This window comes from Arthrobacter sp. 9E16, from assembly GCF_002929435.1.
In the GTDB taxonomy this organism is placed as follows: domain Bacteria; phylum Actinomycetota; class Actinomycetes; order Actinomycetales; family Micrococcaceae; genus Arthrobacter_B; species Arthrobacter_B sunyaminii.
The window spans coordinates 911,246-931,431 of the sequence record NZ_PJIU01000002.1 but is presented as its reverse complement, the minus strand read 5'-3'; the positions used below and the strand labels follow the sequence as shown (position 1 = coordinate 931,431).

At 63.4% G+C, this 20,186-nt stretch carries 23 protein-coding genes; 16 read left to right on the top strand and 7 right to left on the bottom strand.

Features of this window, described 5'->3' with window-relative positions; translation table 11 throughout:
• Nucleotides 1–62 precede the first annotated feature (62 nt).
• Nucleotides 63–491, top strand: coding sequence for a large conductance mechanosensitive channel protein MscL (gene mscL, locus CXR00_RS11050; protein ID WP_104054531.1), 429 nt, complete (start codon nucleotides 63–65; stop codon nucleotides 489–491).
• On the opposite strand, the gene CXR00_RS11045 is transcribed toward mscL, so the two are convergent.
• The 4 genes from CXR00_RS11045 to CXR00_RS11030 form a co-directional block, all read right to left on the bottom strand.
• A complete protein-coding gene (locus CXR00_RS11045; RefSeq protein ID WP_104054530.1) occupies nucleotides 488–1,003 on the bottom strand; it encodes a hypothetical protein in 516 nt (171 codons plus the stop codon). The two genes, mscL and CXR00_RS11045, sit on opposite strands and share 4 nt — an antisense overlap.
• A complete protein-coding gene (locus CXR00_RS11040) occupies nucleotides 1,000–1,797 on the bottom strand; it encodes an SDR family NAD(P)-dependent oxidoreductase (RefSeq protein ID WP_104054529.1) in 798 nt (265 codons plus the stop codon). Before CXR00_RS11040 ends, CXR00_RS11045 begins: the two co-directional genes overlap by 4 nt.
• A gap of 156 nt (nucleotides 1,798–1,953) precedes the next feature.
• Nucleotides 1,954–3,177 (bottom strand): M20 family metallopeptidase, encoded by a 1,224-nt coding sequence (locus CXR00_RS11035; protein ID WP_104054528.1) that lies wholly within the window; start codon nucleotides 3,175–3,177, stop codon nucleotides 1,954–1,956.
• Entirely contained in the window at nucleotides 3,174–4,667 is a 1,494-nt protein-coding gene (locus CXR00_RS11030; protein WP_104054527.1) for an MFS transporter, read from the bottom strand. The genes CXR00_RS11035 and CXR00_RS11030 overlap by 4 nt, the downstream gene beginning before the upstream one ends.
• A 99-nt stretch (nucleotides 4,668–4,766) precedes the next feature.
• On the opposite strand from CXR00_RS11030, the gene CXR00_RS11025 reads away from it, so the two are divergent.
• From CXR00_RS11025 to bsh, 5 genes are all read left to right on the top strand, one after another.
• Nucleotides 4,767–5,768: an Lrp/AsnC family transcriptional regulator gene (locus CXR00_RS11025; protein ID WP_181032532.1), complete on the top strand. Its 1,002-nt coding sequence runs from the start codon at nucleotides 4,767–4,769 to the stop codon at nucleotides 5,766–5,768.
• Between the two features lie 35 nt (nucleotides 5,769–5,803).
• The gene (gene folP / locus CXR00_RS11020; protein ID WP_104054525.1) at nucleotides 5,804–6,802 is read left to right on the top strand and encodes a dihydropteroate synthase; all 999 of its coding nucleotides are present in this window, start codon (nucleotides 5,804–5,806) and stop codon (nucleotides 6,800–6,802) included.
• Nucleotides 6,799–7,566 carry a pyrimidine reductase family protein gene (locus CXR00_RS11015; RefSeq protein ID WP_104054524.1) on the top strand — a complete coding sequence of 256 codons (768 nt, stop codon included), beginning with the start codon at nucleotides 6,799–6,801 and terminating at the stop codon, nucleotides 7,564–7,566. Before folP ends, CXR00_RS11015 begins: the two co-directional genes overlap by 4 nt.
• Nucleotides 7,550–8,836 (top strand): MFS transporter, encoded by a 1,287-nt coding sequence (locus CXR00_RS11010; RefSeq protein ID WP_258060380.1) that lies wholly within the window; start codon nucleotides 7,550–7,552, stop codon nucleotides 8,834–8,836. Before CXR00_RS11015 ends, CXR00_RS11010 begins: the two co-directional genes overlap by 17 nt.
• A 198-nt stretch (nucleotides 8,837–9,034) precedes the next feature.
• Nucleotides 9,035–9,982, top strand: a complete 948-nt coding sequence (gene bsh, locus CXR00_RS11005; protein WP_104054523.1) for a choloylglycine hydrolase — start codon at nucleotides 9,035–9,037, stop codon at nucleotides 9,980–9,982.
• A gap of 25 nt (nucleotides 9,983–10,007) precedes the next feature.
• Here bsh and CXR00_RS11000 read toward each other — a convergent pair whose 3' ends face one another.
• The gene (locus CXR00_RS11000; protein WP_104054522.1) at nucleotides 10,008–10,574 is read right to left on the bottom strand and encodes a hypothetical protein; all 567 of its coding nucleotides are present in this window, start codon (nucleotides 10,572–10,574) and stop codon (nucleotides 10,008–10,010) included.
• 195 nt (nucleotides 10,575–10,769) lie between these two features.
• Here CXR00_RS11000 and CXR00_RS10995 point away from each other — a divergent pair, with 195 nt between their 5' ends.
• On the top strand, nucleotides 10,770–11,075 hold the full coding sequence (locus CXR00_RS10995; RefSeq protein WP_104054521.1) for an EthD family reductase: 306 nt from the start codon (nucleotides 10,770–10,772) through the stop codon (nucleotides 11,073–11,075).
• A gap of 36 nt (nucleotides 11,076–11,111) precedes the next feature.
• On the opposite strand, the gene CXR00_RS10990 is transcribed toward CXR00_RS10995, so the two are convergent.
• Nucleotides 11,112–11,414: an antibiotic biosynthesis monooxygenase gene (locus CXR00_RS10990; protein WP_104054520.1), complete on the bottom strand. Its 303-nt coding sequence runs from the start codon at nucleotides 11,412–11,414 to the stop codon at nucleotides 11,112–11,114.
• A gap of 310 nt (nucleotides 11,415–11,724) precedes the next feature.
• On the opposite strand from CXR00_RS10990, the gene CXR00_RS10985 reads away from it, so the two are divergent.
• The 8 genes from CXR00_RS10985 (at nucleotide 11,725) to CXR00_RS10950 (ending at nucleotide 18,984) form a co-directional block, all read left to right on the top strand.
• A complete protein-coding gene (locus tag CXR00_RS10985) occupies nucleotides 11,725–13,032 on the top strand; it encodes an SGNH/GDSL hydrolase family protein (protein ID WP_207375924.1) in 1,308 nt (435 codons plus the stop codon).
• A gap of 283 nt (nucleotides 13,033–13,315) precedes the next feature.
• Nucleotides 13,316–14,335, top strand: a complete 1,020-nt coding sequence (locus tag CXR00_RS10980) for a hypothetical protein (protein ID WP_146068485.1) — start codon at nucleotides 13,316–13,318, stop codon at nucleotides 14,333–14,335.
• A gap of 170 nt (nucleotides 14,336–14,505) precedes the next feature.
• Complete coding sequence (locus CXR00_RS10975) at nucleotides 14,506–14,769, top strand: phosphoribosyl-ATP diphosphatase (protein WP_104054518.1); 264 nt, start codon at nucleotides 14,506–14,508, stop codon at nucleotides 14,767–14,769.
• Nucleotides 14,770–14,856: 87 nt separating this feature from the next.
• A complete protein-coding gene (hisG, locus tag CXR00_RS10970; RefSeq protein ID WP_104054517.1) occupies nucleotides 14,857–15,702 on the top strand; it encodes an ATP phosphoribosyltransferase in 846 nt (281 codons plus the stop codon).
• Between the two features lie 11 nt (nucleotides 15,703–15,713).
• Nucleotides 15,714–16,484 (top strand): imidazole glycerol phosphate synthase subunit HisF, encoded by a 771-nt coding sequence (gene hisF / locus CXR00_RS10965; RefSeq protein WP_104054516.1) that lies wholly within the window; start codon nucleotides 15,714–15,716, stop codon nucleotides 16,482–16,484.
• 43 nt (nucleotides 16,485–16,527) lie between these two features.
• The gene (locus tag CXR00_RS10960; protein WP_146068484.1) at nucleotides 16,528–16,902 is read left to right on the top strand and encodes a hypothetical protein; all 375 of its coding nucleotides are present in this window, start codon (nucleotides 16,528–16,530) and stop codon (nucleotides 16,900–16,902) included.
• A gap of 139 nt (nucleotides 16,903–17,041) precedes the next feature.
• Complete coding sequence (locus CXR00_RS10955) at nucleotides 17,042–18,082, top strand: NAD(P)-dependent alcohol dehydrogenase (RefSeq protein WP_104054514.1); 1,041 nt, start codon at nucleotides 17,042–17,044, stop codon at nucleotides 18,080–18,082.
• 149 nt (nucleotides 18,083–18,231) lie between these two features.
• Nucleotides 18,232–18,984: an SDR family oxidoreductase gene (locus tag CXR00_RS10950; protein ID WP_104054861.1), complete on the top strand. Its 753-nt coding sequence runs from the start codon at nucleotides 18,232–18,234 to the stop codon at nucleotides 18,982–18,984.
• 49 nt (nucleotides 18,985–19,033) lie between these two features.
• On the opposite strand, the gene CXR00_RS10945 is transcribed toward CXR00_RS10950, so the two are convergent.
• Nucleotides 19,034–19,678, bottom strand: coding sequence for a TIGR03085 family metal-binding protein (locus CXR00_RS10945; RefSeq protein WP_104054513.1), 645 nt, complete (start codon nucleotides 19,676–19,678; stop codon nucleotides 19,034–19,036).
• A gap of 89 nt (nucleotides 19,679–19,767) precedes the next feature.
• Between CXR00_RS10945 and hisI the strand changes: the two genes are divergently transcribed.
• Nucleotides 19,768–20,169: a phosphoribosyl-AMP cyclohydrolase gene (hisI, locus tag CXR00_RS10940; RefSeq protein ID WP_104054512.1), complete on the top strand. Its 402-nt coding sequence runs from the start codon at nucleotides 19,768–19,770 to the stop codon at nucleotides 20,167–20,169.
• Nucleotides 20,170–20,186 lie beyond the last annotated feature (17 nt).

Genomic DNA, 20,186 nt, shown 5'->3' with positions numbered 1-20,186 from the left:
CGCAAGACTTAAATCTTCGGTGAGGGCTGCGCCGCAGGTCCTGGGGCGGTTACTCTGGCGAGATGCTAAAGGGATTCAAAGACTTCATCATGAAGGGCAATGTCCTGGACCTGGCGGTTGCCGTAATCATCGGCGCAGCGTTTACGACCGTCGTGAACGCCCTGGTCAACTCGGTGCTTATGCCGTTCATCTCCGGGCTCGTCGGTTCGCCGAACTTCGACAGTTTCGCGGCGGTTACCTTCAACGGGAACCAGATTCAGTTCGGGGTCCTGCTGACCGCCGTCGTGAACTTCCTACTCGTCGCGGCGGCCGTCTACTTCGTGATCGTGCTGCCCATGAACAAAATGATCGAACGGCGCAACCGCAGGCTTGGGATCACCCCGGAGGAGACCGCGGATCCGCAGGTGATGCTGCTGACCGAGATCCGGGATGCTCTCACTTCGCAGCCGCCGAACGGGACACCCCACGCCGAGAGCGGGCCGAAACACTAATCGGGGTCCGGCCGGGCCGGGACTGCCGGGTCCTCAGGAGCGAAGCGCTCTTTTTGTGACCGCCGCTGGGTCCAGCGCAGCGCTGCAAAGAATGACACAACGAGCGGGAGCACCGGAAGAACGAACCCCTGAGACGAGACCAGGAATCCGTACAGTATCCACAACAGGATTGCCGTGACAATCCATCCCGTCAGTATGCGATGAGTGATCTCAGGGGCTGGCGGCACAAGGCCGGCCGCTTTCCGCTCCTTGGCCTCCCGCCACGACGCTAACCCAAAAGGCGTCAGGATCAGGAGGGACACGACCGCCCCCAGAGCCGAAGATGCCGACTCGGACAGGCCAAGAACCTGCAGAAGGACACGAGCGAGCGGGTCCACCAGCACGAAGGTCAGAACCAGCCACAGGTAGAACCTCCGCTGCCACAGAGGCAACTCTGCCCAGGTTCGGTTTTCGTAGGCGAAGCGTTTCGCAGCGTCATCCGCGAATCCCAACGTGCGATCCCCCGGGGTCACTTCTCCGGGAACCGGGGATCCCAGGGCGAGCCGTTGATGTGGCTGCCTCCGTCTACGAAGAGGGTATTGCCGGTGAGGTATCTCGCGTCTTCGCTGGCGAGGAACACTGCCACGCCGCCCAGATCGGATTCTGCGTCTCCCATGCGGCCCATGGGCAGTGCGGCGTCAGTGGCGGCAGCCGCTTCGGGGTGAAGCTCAGCGTATTTCCGATAGGCCACCGACGCCACGGCGGGGCACATGATGTTCGCTGTGATGCCGTACGGAGCCCATTCCCGGGCGGCTGTGCGGGTGAGGGCACGCAGCGCTTCTTTGCTGGCGTTGTAGGCGGCCGTGCCCATATGGGCGTTGACACCGTTGAGAGAGCTGATGTTGATGATCCGGCCCCACTGCTGCGCTTTCATGACGGGAAAGGCTTTTTTCATGGCCCAGTTCGGTGCGAGCACGTTCATCGTGAAGTTCGCTTCATACTCTTCGTCGGTTTTATCCTCCACCCGGTGGATGCCCCAACTCCGGTACGCGTTGTTGACGAGGATGTCGATGGAGCCGAAGTCATCAACGGCAGTTTGTACTGCAGCGTCCATCTGCGATTTATCCGTGATGTCGCAGTGAACAAACGCTGCCTGGCCGCCGTCGTTGTTGATGCCGTCGGCCGTGGCCTGCCCTTTGGCGTCGTCGAACTCTGCAATGAGAACCGCCGCGCCGGCCTGTGCGAAGCGGCGGGCGATTCCCTGCCCGAGCCCGTCACCGCCGCCCGTCACCAGTGCCACCCGGCCCTTCAACTGATTGTCTGTCATCGTCAATCCTCCGGTTGTTGAACTCGTGTTCAGTTCGTTCGTACGCGTGCGCCACGGCGTCAGTGCATGCTAGCAGGGGAGTTGCCCACTGCTCCCGCGGGCTGGGGAGCCCGGGAAAGGCGTGGCACCGGCTCAGTGCCTGTACGGCAGAAACAGCTATTCCCCGACCGCTAATGCGTCTGCCAACCGCCACCGCTCGTCGCGCGCCCGGCACAGGGACGCCCGCAGCTCCGGAGCGGCGGCAGCATCGACAACGGTCCAGGCCAGGGCCAGAGCCGCATCCATTACGGCCGCGTCGGCGTCCGGGCCGCAGGTTTCATCGGCAAATGCGGCAGTATGCGGCATTCCTTGTGATCCGAGCACTGCGATGACCGGATGGATGGCAGGCATCGCCTGCGACACGTTTCCCATGTCAGTGGAACCGCCTCCGCCGCCGCCCGCAGGCGGACGGATCAGGGTGCGGCCCGTCGCAGTGAGGTTCCGGTTCCACAGCTCAAGAACACCTTCATGCTGCCTGAGCGGGAGGTAGCCAGGGGACGGCTGCTCGGTTGACCAGCTGCATCCGGTGGCCAGCGCTGCCCCTTCGCAGGCCAGCAGGACCTTATGTGTAACGTCGTTTTGGATGGCAGCATCCCGGGCACGCACTTCGAGTGTCAGTTCTGCATGTTCTGGAATGACATTGATGGCAGAACCGCCGGCGGTGACGAGGGCATTGATGCGGACGCCGTCAGGCAGCTGCTGGCGCAGCAGGCCAATGGCCACCTGTGCCATGGTTGCCGCATTCAGGGCATTGACCCCGGCTGACGGTGCAACTGCGGCGTGCGAAGCCTTTCCCCGGAACTGTACGTGGAACCGGTCGCAGCCCTGCGATGACGTTCCGCTGCAGTCTATATCCACCCCCGATGTTGGGTGGGCCGATAAAGCGAGGTGGGCATTTGCGAAGGCGCCGGCGTTCAACAGCAGGACCTTGCCGCCGCCGTCTTCCTCCGCAGGAGTGCCCAGCAAAACCACCGTCAGATCCAGCTCCTGCGCTACTGCAGCCAGAGAAAGTGCTGCCCCTACGGTGGACGCGGCAATGATGTTGTGCCCGCACGCATGGCCGATCCCGGGCAGCGCATCATATTCGGCGCAGATCACGACTCGAAAGGAACCCGATCCGTAAACTGCTTCCACCGCGGTGGGCAAACCGTAACAGCCCACGACGGTGTCAAACCCTGCCTCTTCAAGCACCGCGGAAACCCTTGCGGCCGAGCGGTGCTCCTCGAAAGCAACCTCAGGATCGGCGTGCAGCTGTGCAGACAGGGCCAGTACCGCCGACCGATGCCGGGCCAATCGTTCCTGGACAGCCACCTTGGCGGTGACGGACGTCGTCGTGCTCATGCTTTGTGCTCCTTCTGGGGCGGTGCGGACGGGGTTGATTCAGTGCCGGCGCTTTGCGGTGCGCGGTTTTCGTCAGTGCCGCGGAATTTCAATGCCACCAGTGCCAAGACGAGCGACAGAACTGCGCAGATGCCCCAGACCAGGAGATAGGACGTGTTACCGGAAGCGGTCGTGGTCTCGCCGTCAATCTGGAGGGTCACCAGGAAAGCGGACATGACCAGAGCAAATACGGCACCGCCCACCGACCCGGCAGCGGTCCGCGATGTGTTGTAGAGGGCTGAAGCGACTGCGACAGAGTCCTCAGGTGCTTTTTTCACCACAATTGCCGGAAGGACGCCGAGGATTAATCCGTTGCCGAAGGCGCCGATCAGCATTGCGGACAGGAAGGGGACCGTGCTGGCAGAGAAGCCGATCATGGCTGCATACGACAGGACGCCCAGCAGAGAGCCCAATACTACGGTGGATTTGGCGGTGATGCGCGCGGCGATTCGGTCGCCGAGGGTGGCACCGGCGAAGGTGGCCAGTGCCAGGACCAGGAACACGATGCCAACACTGGCTGCCTCCAAGCCAAGGCCGAATCCGTGCGTGTCCGGGTTGGTCATGATGAACAGCGCGCCCGCGGTCTGGGAGCCGAACATCTGTGCACCAAACAGGGATGCGCCCAGAATGGGCAGGCCAATGCCGGAGGTGGTGAGCACCGAAAGATCGACGAGGGGATATTTAACCCGTCGCTCCACCTGCAGCCACACGGCCAGCAGCACAAGTCCGAACACGATCGAGCCGATGGTCAGGCCTGAAGTCCAGCCCCAGTTGCTCGCGTTTGCGATGCCCAGCAGCGTGGACAGCAAGCCGGTAGTGAGAAGGGCCGCACCAGGCCAGTCAACGGTTCCGGCGCTTCGCAAAGTGGTTTCGGGGACCAGCCACGCAACAACGGGAATGCAGAGGAACATGAACACCGCCGGCACCAGGAGAACGACGGTCAGGTTATCCACCATGGCCAGGAGGATGCCGGATACCATCGCCCCGATCGCTCCGCCCACGGTAAGCGCGCCGACCAGCTTGGCGATGCTGCGGCCGGCGGTTCCCTCGCTCTTGCTGCGGACGATGGCGAACTCGAGAGGGAGGAAGGCCCCCAGCGGTGCCTGCAGTGCACGGCCGAGCAGCAGGATGCTGAAACTTGGCGCAAAGGCAACGATCACCGACCCGACTGCCACCAGGGTGACGGTGACCAGCAGCAAGCGTTTGTGGCCGTAGAGATCACCCAGTTTGCCGATGATCGGCACAAACGCGACGGTCATGAGCAGGTAAACAACGCTGACCCAATTCAATGCTGCGTCACCAACATTGAATTCGGTGCCGATCCGGGCCAGCAGCGGCGGAAACCAGCCCTGCAGCAGGCCGGAGCCGAATTCCATGACAATCAGGAAGCCGACGGCGCCGCCGGCTGCCGTTGCCTTGGCGCCTGCTATGGGAGAGGACTTCATGCTCATCCGATCTATCGGGGCGTGCTGGTATCGTCGTCCCCAAAATACAGATATTGTCCGTTGCAGCGTTTGGATTGCATGATCAGGACGGAATATGAGGTATCAGTGCATGATTATGATCTGAATCCGCTGGATTTAAGGATTATCAACGCCCTGCAAATCGCCCCGAGGGCACCGTGGGCACAGCTGGCCCCTGTTATCGGGGCTGACCCCGCCACCCTCAACCGCCGATGGCAGGATCTGAGTGCTTCCGGCGCGGCGTGGATCAGCACCTTTGATCCGTGCAGTTGGGAAGCGGGCGCGCTGGTGGAGGTGAACTGCCGTTCGGGAGCGAACCAGCGTGTTGCCTCCGCACTGGCGGAAACGCCGGAAGCAATCGGTGTGGATCTCACAGCGGGTGGACGTGACATAGTGGCCACCATCGCCGCTCCCAGCGAGGCGGCGCTGTGGACTTACCTGTTGGAGGAGCTGCCGTTGATCCAGGGAATAGAATCGGCCCGGAGCCATCCGATTGCGCGCAACATCTATGAGGCCAGCTCATGGCGGATCCGGGCGCTGGACGCCAGCGAGACGAAGCAGGTGCAGCGCCTGGCAACCGTCACCGGCAGCAGGGCAACCGGACGCAACCCGGCATTGGAACAGGAGATCATCGCGGTCCTGAACCAGGACGGACGTGCTCCGGCGACGGCCATCGGGGCTGCCTTGGACCTAAGCCCCCGCCTCATACGTGACACCATGGCGCAGATGGCAGCTTCCGGGCGGATGAATCAGCGCACCGAGGTGGTGCGGGCTGGGTCGGGGTGGCCGGTGAGTGCCTGGTATTTCCTGCGTGTACCTGCCTCCAAGCTGGATGGTATTGCAGTGCGGCTGCGTCAGCTCGAGGAGCTCCGCGTGGTTACGCACACCATCGGGCCGTATGACCTGATCATGGGCGTCTGGCTGAAGAGCCTGGCGGAAATCCAGCGCTTGGAACAGCAACTGGAAGTGAAGCTGCCCGGGGTTTCCACGGTGGACCGGTCCGTTGTTGTGCGCAGCGTGAAGCAGTTGGGGCAGATCCTGGACGCTCAAGGGCGGGCCACCGGCCGTAACAACCTTCATGCCGTTTAGCGCTCTCCGGCGCCGCCGCGCCGTAGGATGCAATCATGAGTTTGTCTCGCCCGGCATCCGCTGCCGGCAACAGCGTCAACGCCAGCGTCAATGATGACCCGGACCCGGACCAGCCCGCAGGCGCGTATGAACCGCCCCTGCTGCACCCCGTCCGGCAGATAGGGGAACGCACGCTCGACTTCCGCCGACAGGTGGCGCTCATGGCCATCATCAACCGCACCCCGGACTCGTTTTACGACGCCGGACGCACCTTTGCGCTGGATGCGGCAGTAGGCGCCGCGGTACAGGCGGTGCACGACGGTGCGGACTGGGTGGATATCGGCGGTGTTCCGTTTGCCCCCGGACCGGCACTGGCCGCCACGGAGGAAATCTCCCGGGTGATCCCCGTGATCCAGGCTGTTCGGGCGAGCTCCGACGTGATCATTTCCGCGGACACGTTCCTGCCGTCAGTTGCCGAAGCGGCCATCGCCGCCGGCGCCACCGTCATCAATGACACCACCGGCCTGGCCAATCCTGATTTGGCCCGCGTAGCCGCAGACGCCGGCGTGCATCTGGTGGTCACGCATAGTCTGGCGGCTCCGCGCACTGCCTATCCCCGTCCGCAGTATGGTGACGTGGTCGCTGAAGTGGCGGAGTTCCTGCGGCGGCGGGTCGGATATGCCCAGGACCTGGGGGTTTCCCCGGAGAAGATCATCATCGACCCGGGCCACGACCTCAACAAGAACACCCTCCATTCCCTCGAACTCACCCGCCGCCTCGCCGAAATTGCGGCACTGGGCTATCCGGTGCTGGCTGCGGTCTCCAATAAGGACTTTGTCGGTGAAACCCTTGACGCAGCGAAACCGGACCGGGTGGAGGGATCCCTGGCTGCAGGCGTCGCCAGCATCATGAACGGCGCCAGAATCCTTCGGATGCACAACGTTCCCGCCGCATCCAGCGCCATCCGTATGACCGAGGCCATCCTCGGCTGGCGGGCTCCCGCCTACCTTCGCCACAATATGGGCGAGTTCAACGAGACGGCCGTGCCGGCATGACCGTGCCGATTACCGCTGCAGGTTCTGCCAGGCAGCTCAGCGATGATGACCTGCTGGCAGCCTATGCGTGGGATATGGCCCAGGCACCGCCGGGCAGACCTCACTTCCGGTTCAACTTTGTGGCATCAGCTGACGGCGCCGCGGCAGTGGCCGGGCGTTCCGGCGGCTTGGGGGACGGCGCGGACCACCGGGTGTTCGGGTTGCTCCGGCGCACCGCCGACGTGCTTCTGGTGGGGGCGGGCACGGTACGCGCCGAAGGATATGCGGGAGAACTTCTGGGAGCGGAAAGCCAGGCCTGGCGTACCGCCCGTGGAATGGCCTCCCATCCGGCAGTCGCGATCGTCTCCGGACGGCTGGACCTGGACCCGGACGGATTGCTCTTCGAGGAGGCTCCGGTGCGGCCGTTGATCCTGACCGCAGCCACCGCCGCGGCGGAGAGGAGGGCCGCGCTGGAACGCGTTGCCGACGTCGTCGTGGCGGGGGAGCGGACCGTGGAGCCCCAACATGCCGCAGCTGCCCTCGCGGAACGAGGATTTGACCGGGTGCTCTGTGAGGGCGGCCCGCAGCTCTTTGGCTCCTTTCAGGCTGCGGGCCTAGTGGATGAATTGTGCCTGACGATCAGTCCGCTTCTGGCGGCGGGCAGCGCCCTGCGCATCACTGCCGGAGCACCCGAGGCAGCGCCGCCGCGCCGCCTCGAACTGGTGCAGGTCCTCCGCGGCGGCGACACACTGCTTCTGCGGTACCGCAGTGAACCGCGCGCCTGACGCCGGGGGACCGGCCCTCGATGAGGCGACCCGTGCCCGCGTTCAGCGCCGAACCCTGACAGTGGTCATCATGAGCCAGGTCCTCGGCGGGGCAGGACTGGCCGCCGGCGTCACGGTTGGCGCCCTTCTGGCGCAGGAGATGCTGGGCTCTGACGGTCTTGCAGGTCTGCCCGCGGGATTGTTCACCCTGGGCTCCGCGCTGACCGCGTACCTCGTGGGGCGGGTGACCCAGCGGTCAGGCCGGCGGGTGGGCCTCGGGGCCGGGTTTGCCGCCGGCGGAGCGGGTGCCCTGGGAGTGGTCCTGGCCGCCGTCGTCGACAGCCCGGCGCTGCTGTTTGCCGCGCTTTTCGTCTATGGGGCGGGCACCGCCACCAACCTGCAGGCCCGCTATGCGGGCACTGATCTGGCGCCGCCGGCGCGTCGCGGCCAGGCAATCAGCATTGCCATGGTCTCCACGACGCTCGGCGCGGTGGCCGGTCCCAACCTGGTCACGCCCATGGGCCGCCTTGCCGACGGCCTGGGTATCCCTGCCCTGGCGGGTCCCTTCCTGCTGGCCGGAGCAGCGTACCTGGCAGCCGGCGTCGTCCTGTTGGCGCTGCTGCGCCCCGATCCGTTCCTGCTCGCCCGCAGATTGAACGCGGGAGCGGCCGACGACGGCGCCGCCGCCGCAGGTGCGGCCGCTCCGGCTCCGGCGCGGCCGGGAAACGGAGCCTATGCCGGCGCAGCCGTGATGGTGCTGACCCAGATCGCCATGGTGGCGATCATGACCATGACGCCGGTTCACATGCGGGTCCACCATCACGGACTGGCCGACGTGGGCCTCGTGATTGGCATTCATATTGGGGCGATGTACCTGCCCTCCCTGGTGACCGGCGTGCTGGTGGACCGGGTGGGCCGGCTTCCCATGGCGGCGGCTGCGGGTGTAACCCTGCTGCTCGCCGGCCTCACGGCGGCCCTGGCGCCGGGGGAATCGCTGGGCCTGCTGATCCTCGCCCTGGCGCTGCTGGGCCTGGGCTGGAACTTCGGCCTCATCGCAGGCACGGCACTGGTGGTCGACCACACCGCGCCGGAAATCCGTCCGCAGGTGCAGGGCAGAATCGATGTGCTGGTGGCCCTGGCCGGAGCCGGCGGCGGCATGCTGTCCGGCGTCGTCATGGCCGGAACCAGCTACGCCACGCTCGCGTTGTCCGGCGGTATCCTGGCGCTGCTGCTCATTCCCGTGCTGGTCTGGGCGCGGCGTACCCCAGTGGCGGAGGCTGCGGGGCGGTAGAACCGGCCGTCAGGGATCGGTTCTCATTCGAACGTCACAGCCGGTAAGGCCCTGCACCCCCAAAATGGTCAAGGTTGCGTCGAATTCGGCGGGGAAGCCTGCCGCGGGCGGAGGGTCCGGACCTAGGCTGAACACTGCAGCAGAAACACCGAGCAGGCGGAGCTTCGTTGGAGTTTCGCCATGACAGGGAGCAGCAACATGTGCACAGGCATCAGGTTCACGGACGGCAGCGGCAACCTCTATTTCGCACGCAACCTCGACTGGACGTCCGACTTTGGGGAGCGGGTGGTGCTCACGCCCACCGGATATGCCACGAAGTCACCGTTTGGTGCGGTGCCGAAGATTCAGCACACCGTTATGGGCATGGGAATTGTGCAGGAGGACACGCCGCTTTACTTTGACTGCGGCAATGATGCCGGCCTGGCCGTTGGCGGGCTCAACTTCCCGGGCTATGCGCAGTATGCGCCCGAACCTGTCGAGGGAAAGACGAATGTTCCCGCCTTTGAATTTCCGCTCTGGGTAGCCTCCCAGTTCGCCACGGTTGACGAGGTGGAGGCGGCACTGGAGAGCGTCGTCATTGTGGACCGGCCGATTAATGACAAGTACCCGAGCTCGCTGCTGCACTGGATTATTGGGGATTCCAAGCGTGCCATTGTTGTGGAGCACACGAGCGAGGGTATGCAGGTGTTCCACAACGACGTCGATGTTCTGGCGAATCAGCCCGGCTTCAACTGGCACCATGAAAACCTGCGCAACTACCTCAACGCGTCACCCGACTTTCCGGAAGAGGTGGTGCTCAACCAGGCACACCTGGTTCCGTTCGGATCCGGTTCGCTGATGCGGGGGATTCCCGGCGACTATTATTCGCCGTCGCGGTTTGTGCGCGCGGCCTACGTCAACGCGCACTATCCGCAGAAAACCACTGAGGAGGAGAACGTCAGCCGGGCTTTCCATACCCTCCAGCAGGTCGCGATGGTGGAGGGCAGCGCCGCCATGGGGGACGGGGAGTTCGAGAAGACCACCTACACCGGTCTATTCTCGGCCCGCACCATGACGTATTACTGGAACACCTACGAGGACCCGGCAATCCAGAGCGCCGCAATGTCCAGCTACAAGACCGACGGATCTGAGCTCGTGGTGGTCTAACACCGGGTAACTGGTCCGCGCCTGGTTATTCCAGGTCATAGACGCGGTCAGGATCGCGCTCAAGGATGCGGTCGCGCATCTCAAGCTTGAGGACCTCCAGATGCGTCAGTTCGGCGGCAGTTTTGTCCGGCTTGGCAGTCAGCTCGATGAACTCATCCGCCACGATGCCGTCATCCCGGAGCACGCAGGTCACAGAGGCCTCCGGGGTGCTCAGCTCGAAGACGTAACGGGCCAGGGTGTTGCCCCGCTCGGGGCGGGCCAGTTCTGGAAGCACCGTGTAGCGCTCCCCGGTGACCGCTCGGGTGACGAGCTCGAAAGCATCCCGGGCACCGGGCCCTCCGAACGGGGTGCGCACGCGGATATCGCGGCGCTCGACCCTGCCGTTTCCACTGCGGGCTGCGAGCTCCGGCAAGGCCCGTCCCAGTGCAGCGAAGGCATGCGCCACTCCTCCGGGAAAGCCCGGGCCGTGGTACTTCATGCAGTCCGCGAAGGTGAAGTCCAGCTGCACCCCGTCCTCCCACACGGTGAGGGTGCGGGTGGGGTTGGGGATCGGTGTCGGTTCGGGGCGTTCGGGAGTTGGGTGGTTGGCCATTCTGCCGCCTCGTTCTCATTAATGGGGTAACTGTTGAGCGCCATCAATTCTATCGAGTCAGCAATGATGGTCTCCGACATTGATGCAGGCCGGCGCCGGCCAGGCTAGCCTCCCGATCCATCAGGACCGGATCACTGTTGTCTGGTTCGCCGCCGTCGGGCACGATGTACCTCCCTATCTGAACAGGAGAGAAGCATGCCCACCAAAATCACCTTCGTCATCGACAACCCCGGTGATCCCGAAGCCTTCGAGTCCGCGTACATAGGCATCAAAGACAGCGCCAAGCAACTGCCGAAGCTGCGCCGGTATGAGGCAGGGAAGGTCTGGCCCAAGGAAAACGGCTCTCCCACTCCGGCCCACCGGACCCTGGACCTTTATTTCGACAGCTACGACGACGCTTCAGCCGCCGTGACGACCACGGCGGCTGCCGATCTGTTCGATCAGTTGACTGCGACGGGAACAACGTTCAAGGCACTGTTTTCCGACATCGAAGAAAGCTAAGCGGGGCGCCGGGGCTGCGAGCGGACCGGCGCCGGCCTAGGCTGCGGTGTCCTTGATGACGGTGTAGGAAGCGACGGCGTTAGGTGCCTGCATGCCCGGAGCCTGGTCATCGGAGTGCGAGGCCTTGAAGGAATCCGATTTCAGCCACGCGAAGAAGTCTTCCTTGGAGTCGAATTCCATGGTGGACAGGTAGGTGTTGCTCTTACCCTCGGGACGCATGAGCGTGCTGCGGCCCAGACCGGGAACGCCCTCAAGATGGACCATGCTGTCGATGAAGGCCTTCTCAAAGGCCTCAGCCATTTCCGGGCCGACTTCCAGGGTGTTGACCACTACGTACATGGGTGTCCTTCCAATAGTTCCGCGGACAAGGGAATCCTGTCTGCCGGCAATATTATACCGACATGGTGTCGGGAACTTTTTCACTCATCTCATCGCGCCGCCGGGGAAGGTGCGCTCCCAGACGGAGTAGAACATCAGCGCGGACTCCCACACTCAGAGACAGAACCGGTCAAAACAACCGTGTGGCCCGTTTCCCTGGTTTTGCTGAGGCAACTTGATCTCTGCTGCATTCCCGCGACAAATCCCGGTGCTAGCGTGACCGCACGGCTGGCCCCCTGCCACCCGGAAAATGAGCACAAAGGAGTGCACCATGAAACCACCAACCACTCTGTCCGGTTTCTTCATGGCCGGTCTTTTAGCCGCTGCACTGAGCTTCCCAACGGCTGGTGCGGTGATGACAAATCAAACCGACCAAGCACCAATCCCGGGTGATGAAGCCAGCTCCAACGCTGTCGGCCCGGACCACGTTACGGGGCGAACGCGGTCCTCAACACAATGGATCGGCAGCTGGGCTGCCGCCATGACACCCGCCGGAACGGCGGACAGCATCTCCGGAAGCGGGTTTACCGACGCCACACTCCGGCAGACCGCCCATTTGTCCGTCGGGGGAGACAGCTTGCGGATCCGGATCAGTAACGATTTCGGCACCACCCCGTTGGTGGTTGGCTCAGCCACGGTATATCCAGGCTCTGCCGCTGAGGACCCGGACCCGGGCCAGCTTCGTCAAGTGACGTTCGACGGCGCCGCATCAGTGACTATCCCTGCGGGTGCCGAGTGGGTCTCCGATCCGGTGCGGTTGCCGGTGGAAAGCAACTCCGATCTCACCGTCAGCATGTATCTGCCCGGCCCAACAGGACCGGCGTCCGTCCACAGCCTTGGAATGGCGACGTCGTACCGTGCGCCAGGAAACGCAACCTCCGACCCAGCGGAGTCGTATGACGTGCTGGACACGTCGCGGTACTTCCTGGAAGGAATAGACACGTCTTCAAACGCACTCGGTTCGGTGGTCTTCTTCGGCGACTCGATCACAGACGGATATGCCTCGACTGTTGATGCCAATCGGCGGTACCCCGATCAGGTTGCCGACCGATTGCTCCGTCGGCCCGAGGCCCGGCAATGCGGTGTGCTCAACTCCGGAATCAGTGGCAATCGGGTGTTGGAGGATGCAGGTACGGCCGGGATCTCGGCGCTGGCACGGTTCGAGGATGACGTCATTGACCAGACGGGTGTGCGGAGCGTGGTTCTCCTTGAGGGGATCAATGACATAGGCCGGACAGGCGGAGCGCTGGACCCGGCTTCACTTATCGCCGTTTACCGGCAGTTCATTGACCGTGCCCATGACCATGGCATCAGGGTGGTTGGTGCCACATTGACCCCCTACGGCGGTGCCGGCTACTACAGCGACCAGGGCGAGCAGGACCGCCAGGCGGTGAACTTCTGGATCCGTACGTCCGGAGAATTTGATGCCGTCATCGATTTCGACGCCGCGGTCCGGGACCCCCGTGACCGCAGCCGCATCCGGCCACAGTTCGATCCCGGGGACCACCTGCATCCCAATGACGCAGGCTACGCGGCCATGGCGTCAACGGTCCGCCTCCAGGACATTTGCAGCCGCTAGCGAACTCAACCTTGGGGTCATCCGAAAGGGTGGCCCCAAGATCGTTTAATTGCCGTAAGGCCAACCCTGCTTTGCCAGCGAACGCCGGCGGTTCCGAGCCGTTGAAGCTATCTCGCGAAGTCGTAGGCTCCGGCCGGATCCGGCCGGCGGAGGCGGTCGCGCATTGCAACCGTAGGTGCTTCCAAGTGGGCAGCGCAAGCAACACAAGTGCCGACATGCGCGTATTGGACCTGAAGGGTAACCGACGAGAAGCATTGTATCTTTGTGTTGCCAGTCCCAGGTTATGGTCGGCAATCGAGTGCTTGTGCATATCCCGCGTATAGGAGTAAATCAAATTATAGGAAACTATCCTTTTCTTGGCCTTTTACTAACGATCCTTGTCTTTCTGCAAGTATTCTTATTGGCCGGGATTGCTGGCAGGAAGCTCGATACACGGTCGATAAAGGACGGATTGGGGCAATCATATGCTATTCGCGAACGAAATGCTTCGTTCTTTTATAGCGTTGTAATTATCGGAATTATGAGTGTGGCAGCGGGCTATGCCATGAGTTTAGCAGCGAGCTGGACACTTGAATTCTCCGGGGCACGGACAGGCGCAGACGTAAATCCAGGCGTTCTGGCAGCTGTCGGTATCGTCGTTGTTGTCGAAATTATTTTAGTTATTGTGGCAATAATCCATGAGCGGGAGATCGTACTCTCTCCCGCTGACCTGCGAGTCGAACTCAGCCAGCTGAAGAGTCAGGGTGAGGATGGGCGGTATGGCAGTGCGCCACTTGCTGATCTGAAATCGCGGCTCGAAAGACTTCAGAGGGACAACGTTCAACTCCGTACGCGGAGGAAGTTATCTACCGATTTTAAGGAACGTTATGAGTCATTATTCTCATATCATGAGGAAATAAACAGGGGGCAGTCCATAGTTGTTTTGGAAAGAAAGAGGCAAGATTTTGCATCTTGGTTAAAATGCCTGTTTTATTTTCATGGTTTCATGTTGGGAAGGCTTCGCGTCTTTACTGCAATCGCGCTTGGACTACTATTTCTTGGCACTGTCATCAGTAGTGCTAGGCTTTCTACGGTAGACGAAACCGGTTCATTTCTTATCGTAATTCTCGTCATCATCGTAACCTATATGATTGACTCGAAAAATGCACTCGTGAAGCTGGCCAAAGGTCAGGTGTTATTGCAGGCACAGATCGCCATTTGTGATCGGCTAGTTGCCGATCTGGACCTCGGGTCAGCAGGCGCCTCGAATGTGGTGTCGTACAAAATTGGAAAGTGGAACATATCAAGGGTGGCTCAATCCTAACGAAAGCTCTGGCAGAAAAGACGCGTACGTCTGTACTCGGTTCCCGCGCTGCAGCGGGAGGCGGCCAACCCTTCACGCGTTCTCTCGCTTACCAGCGCTGGGCACCCGCCACCGTCACACCCCGCCCCACGATTCCGTCACATACCGTGCCACCGCGTACCCTTGTCACTGTGAAAACCTTCGAAGACCTCTTTGCCGAGCTGAGCAAGAAAGTTCAGGACCGCCCCGCCGGGTCACGCACCGTGGCCGAATTCGAGTCGGGCGTGCATGGCATCGGTAAGAAGGTTGTTGAGGAGGCCGCCGAAGTATGGATGGCCGCCGAATACGAATCTGATGCCGAATGCGCCGAAGAAATCTCTCAGCTGCTCTACCACCTCCAGGTCCTGATGCTCGCCAAAGGCCTGACCCTGCAGGACGTTTACAAGCATCTCTAGCCGCGCGCTGACCTCAGTCAGTGTGTGGCCCGCCGGTCGAATTACTCCCTTTAGCAGCGACAAAACTTCCAGCGAAAGATGCAACCCATGCTCCGTGTAGCCGTACCCAACAAGGGTGCCCTGTCCGAATCCGCCTCCGCCATGCTCAACGAGGCGGGCTACCGCCAGCGCCGCGATACCCGCGAACTGGTCATGGTGGACCCGGAGAACGACGTCGAATTCTTCTTCCTCCGCCCCCGCGACATTGCCGTGTACGTGGGCGCCGGAACGCTCGACGTCGGCCTCACCGGCCGTGACCTCTTCCTCGACGCCCAGGTGGACGCCGAGGAACTAATGAGCCTCGGCTTCGGCGCCTCCACCTTCCGCTTCGCCGGCCCCGTGGGGGACTTCACCACCATTGACCAGCTCGAAGGCAAGCGCGTGGCCACCAGCTACGACGGCCTGCTGCGCGCCTACCTGGCCGAACGCGGCATCACCGCCTCCGTGGTCCGGCTCGACGGTGCCGTGGAATCCTCCGTGCGCCTCGGCGTCGCGGACGCCATTGCCGACGTCGTCGAAACCGGCACCACCCTCCGCGCCGCCGGCATGGAAATCTTCGGCGAGCCCATCCTGAAGTCCGAGGCCGTGCTGATCGGCCGCAAGGACGCCGAGCACCCGGCCGGCCTGGACGTGCTGATCCGCCGCCTGCGCGGTGTCCTGGTGGCCCGGCAGTACGTGATGATGGACTACGACGTGCGCCGCGAGCTCCTCGACGAAGCCGCCGCCCGCACCCCCGGCTTGGAATCGCCCACCGTTTCCCCGCTGCAGGACTCCGGCTGGGTGGCCGTGCGCTCCATGGTCAAGCGCACCGACACCAACCGGATCATGGACGAGCTGTACGACATCGGCGCCCGCGCCATCCTCGTCAGCACCATCCACGCCTGCCGGATCTAGGGGAGCGCGCCATGAGTGTTGCCATCCGTGTCATCCCCTGCCTGGACGTCGACGCCGGCCGCGTGGTCAAGGGCATCAACTTCGAGGGCCTGCGCGACGCCGGGGATCCGGTGGAGCTCGCGCACCGGTATGACAAAGCCGGCGCCGACGAGCTGACCTTCCTGGACGTCACCGCGTCCTCGGGCAACCGGGACAACGTGTTCGACGTCGTCTCCCGGACCGCGGAGGAAGTGTTCATTCCTCTGACGGTCGGCGGGGGAGTGCGCGGCATCGCGGACGTGGATAAGCTGCTGCGCTCCGGCGCGGACAAGGCCTCCATCAACTCCGCAGCCGTCGCCCGCCCGGATGTCATCGACGAAATCACCCGCCACTTCGGTTCGCAGGTGCTGGTGCTTTCCGTGGACGCGCGGCGCACGCACGACGGCGCCACGCCGTCGGGGTTTGAAATCACCACCCACGGTGGCCGCCGGGGCACCGGGATCGACGCCGTCGCCTGGGCCCGCGAAGCAGCCGACCGCGGCGTGGGGGAGATCCTGCTGAACTCCATCGACGCCGACGGCACCCGTGAAGGCTTCGACATCGAAATGATCAAGGCCGTGCGCGCCGCGGTGAAGGTTCCGCTGATCGCCTCCGGCGGCGCCGGCAAGCCGGAGCATTTCCCGGCCGCCGTCATCGCCGGCGCGGATGCCGTCCTGGCCGCGTCGGTGTTCCACTTCGGGCCGGACCACGCCATCGCCGACGTCAAGCAGGCCATCCGCGAGGCCGGGTTCCCGGTCCGCTAGGACGCTCACGCTAAGAAGCGTCCCCGGCAGCTAGGGTGGCAGCATGGGGATATATACACGCTCAAGCGTGCTGAGCGCGGGCTCTGCAGTGCTGGTGCTGGCAGGCGCAATGGTATGCGCCCTGCCAGCCCTGTGGCTCGGGATGAATCTTGGGTATTACCCCAGCCGGATGGTGTGCACGCCGGAAACCGGTTACGGCTCCGGCTGCTACGAGGGGGAAATGGAGATTGCATTCGTGATCTTCTCCTTTGTGTGGCTGCCCTGTGCCGGCGTCTCGTTGTATGCGACTCTCCGATTCCGGCAGGTCGGCACGTGGGTCCAGCGATGGTGGCCGTTTTTGGCCTTCTCAGTCGTGACGGTCCTCATCGTCGCCGCCGGCATGATTTCTGCGCTCAACGATCCCTACGCATATTTCTAATCCGGCTCCTTTGGGCGCTCACTTTCGGCTTGGGCGGAGGTAGCAGTGCAGCTGCCGGGTGCAGCGGAAATAAACGGAGTCACAGTGGACTTGTGTCTTAAGTGCCCTACGGCACTGTTCCCCCAAAGCATGGAGAAATATGACTACCGCACGCGCTTACGCTGCCACCTCGCCCACCGATGATCTGGTTCCCACCACCATTGAACGGCGCGACGTCGGTGCCCACGACGTCCTGATCGACATTGCCTACGCCGGTGTCTGCCATTCCGACATCCACACCGTCCGCGGCGAGTGGGGACCCATCAAGTATCCGCAGGTGGTGGGCCACGAAATCGTGGGCACTGTCGCCGAGGTCGGCTCCGACGTTACCCGCCACAAAGTCGGCGACCGCGTTGGCGTTGGCTGCATGGTCAACTCCTGCCGCGAGTGCGAGAACTGCAAGGCCGGAATGGAGAACTACTGCCTCAAGGGCAACACCGGAACCTACACCGCCGTGGACCGCGACGGAACCATCACCCAGGGCGGGTATTCTACGTCCATCGTCGTCGTTGAGGACTTCGTCCTGAGCGTGCCCGAAAGCATCCCGTACGAGGCAGCAGCTCCGCTCCTGTGCGCCGGCATCACCACCTACTCGCCCCTGGCACACTGGAACGCCGGCCCGGGCAAGAAGGTGGCAGTGGTCGGCATGGGCGGACTCGGCCACATGGCCGTAAAGATTGCCGCTGCCATGGGCGCTGAGGTGACCGTGCTGTCGCAGTCGCTGAACAAGCAGGATGACGGCCTGCGGTTCGGTGCAGAGCACTACTACGCGACGAGCGACGCCGGCACCTTCGAGAAGCTGGCCAACACGTTTGACCTGATCATCAACACTGTCAGCGCTCCGGTGGACATGCAGCAGTACCTGTCCCTGCTCCGCCTGGACGGCACGATCGTCAACGTTGGCGCCCCGCCCGAGCCGCTGCCGGTCTCCGTGTTCGCCCTGATGGGCAACCGCCGGTCCTTCGCGTCGTCGGGCATCGGCAGCATCGGCGAAACCCAGGAAATGCTGGACTTCTGCGCCGAACACGGCATCGCACCTGAGGTGGAGCTCATCGACGCCGCGGAGATCAACACCGCCTACGAGCGCGTGCTGAAGTCCGACGTCCGGTACCGCTTCGTCATCGACGCGGCCACCATCTAGGTCTCACCCCCGTAGAAGCAAAGGCGTCCCGCCGTTTGGCGGGGCGCCTTCGTACTTGCGGCGGCAGCCACCCCCCCCCGTACGTGCCTCGTCCACTACCGCAACCGCCGGGCGGGCAGGAGACTGGAATGGTGACCAAGGAGGACCGGATGACCAACCACCTTTCCGGCAAGGTTGTACTAATCACCGGCGCGTCGTCCGGGATCGGTGAAGCAACTGCGAAGCTGCTCGCCTCCCGGGGAGCCAAAGTTGTTCTGGGCGCGAGGCGCGAAGACAAGCTGGACCGAATCATCACGGAGATCCAGGAGGCCGGCGGGGAAGCGGTGAGCCGGGTCCTGGACGTCACTGTGCAGGCCTCCAACGATGAGATCGTGAGCCTGGCTCAGGAAGCGTTCGGAGGTTTGGATGCCGTTTTCCTCAACGCCGGCCTGATGCCCAACAGCCCGTTGTCCGCGCTCAAGACCGATGAGTGGCACCGGATGGTGGAGGTGAACGTGACCGGTGTGCTCAACGGCATTGCCGCGGTGCTGCCCGTCTTCACCCGCCAGCGGTCCGGCCACGTTATAGCCACCTCGTCCGTTGCGGGCCTGAAAGCGTACCCGGGCGGCGCTGTGTACGGGGGAACGAAATGGTTCCTGCGCGATTTCATGGAAGTGCTGCGCATGGAGTCCGCCTCGGAAGGTACAAACATCCGCACCGCCACGATCTATCCGGCAGCCATCAACACCGAACTGCTGGAGACGATCAGCGATGAGAAAACCGCCGAAGGTGCCCAGGCCCTGTATCAGCGGTACGGGATCGGTCCCGAGCGGGTGGCCGACGTCGTCGCCTACGCACTCGACCTGCCTCCGGATACTACGGTGAATGAGTTCACGATCGGTCCCGCCAACCAGCCATGGTGACCTGGCGGCGGCAGGGAATCAGCTTCCACCGGTCGGATTCCAGCGGCGCCTAGATCCCGATATCGGCGCTTTCCAGAAGCGCGACGGCGTCCGGCTGGCCCTCAAACATCACCAGTGCCTGCTTGGTGCGGCCGTGGGCGTGCATCAGCAGCTCACACGGCTCACCGATGATCGCCACGGACACCGGAGCGCGCTTGGCAACGTGCCGCGGTCCGTCCGGGCGGACCAGCACAATGCCGAGGTCCACCCCGCGGTACAGCAGAGCGGCACGCTTGATCAGTTCCGCCCACAGCGCATCCGAATAGCCGGCGTCCAATGCGCGCGGCGCCCAGCGGTCTCCCGCGCGGCGCACGTCTTCGGTGTGGACGAAGTACTCGACGAGGTTGGCGCTGTTGTCCACGGCTTTCAGATGCATGGGGGACAGACGCGGGGGACCGGCGCGGAAGGCACGGACCAGCTTGGCGTATCCCTCGGTGGTGGAGGCCTTGGCTGCCGTTTCCTCCATGGCCCTGTCCGTCTTAGCGGCGAAGGGTTTCAGGAAAAACCCCAGGGCAGCGGCGGGCTTGTGCTCCCGTAAATACAGGTGAGCGGCCAGGTCTTTCGTTAGCCAGCCTTCGCACAAAGTGGGCGCTTGAGGACCGGCCGCAAGCAACGTTTCGGCCAGGACTTCACGGGAGGGTTGTACGTATCGCATCACTGCTGAAACTAGCACGTTCAGCGCTTTTTGGCGCGGGCGACGGGCCCGGAGAGTGAGCTGCGTCCAAACACACTAGAATCGATACGATGTCTCCTCAAAACTCTTCCTCCGAATTCCCGCCGGCACCCGGCCTGGACCCCGCGGTCAGCGCCGCCCTGAAGCGCGATGACGCGGGCTTGGTGGCAGCCGTCGTCCAGCAGCATGACACCGGCGAGGTTCTGATGCTCGGCTGGATGAATGACGAAGCGCTGCACCGTACCCTGACCACGGGCCGGGTGACCTTTTGGTCCCGCTCACGGCAGGAATACTGGCGTAAGGGCGATACCTCCGGGCATGTCCAGTGGGTCAAATCCGTGGCCCTGGACTGCGACGGCGATGCCCTCCTGGTCCGCGTGGACCAGGTGGGGGCCGCGTGCCACACCGGAACGCACACCTGCTTTGACGGCCGGGAGCTCCCCGTTCTGGCCGCGACCGACGCCGCCAGCTGACCCGGAAAGAAACCAGA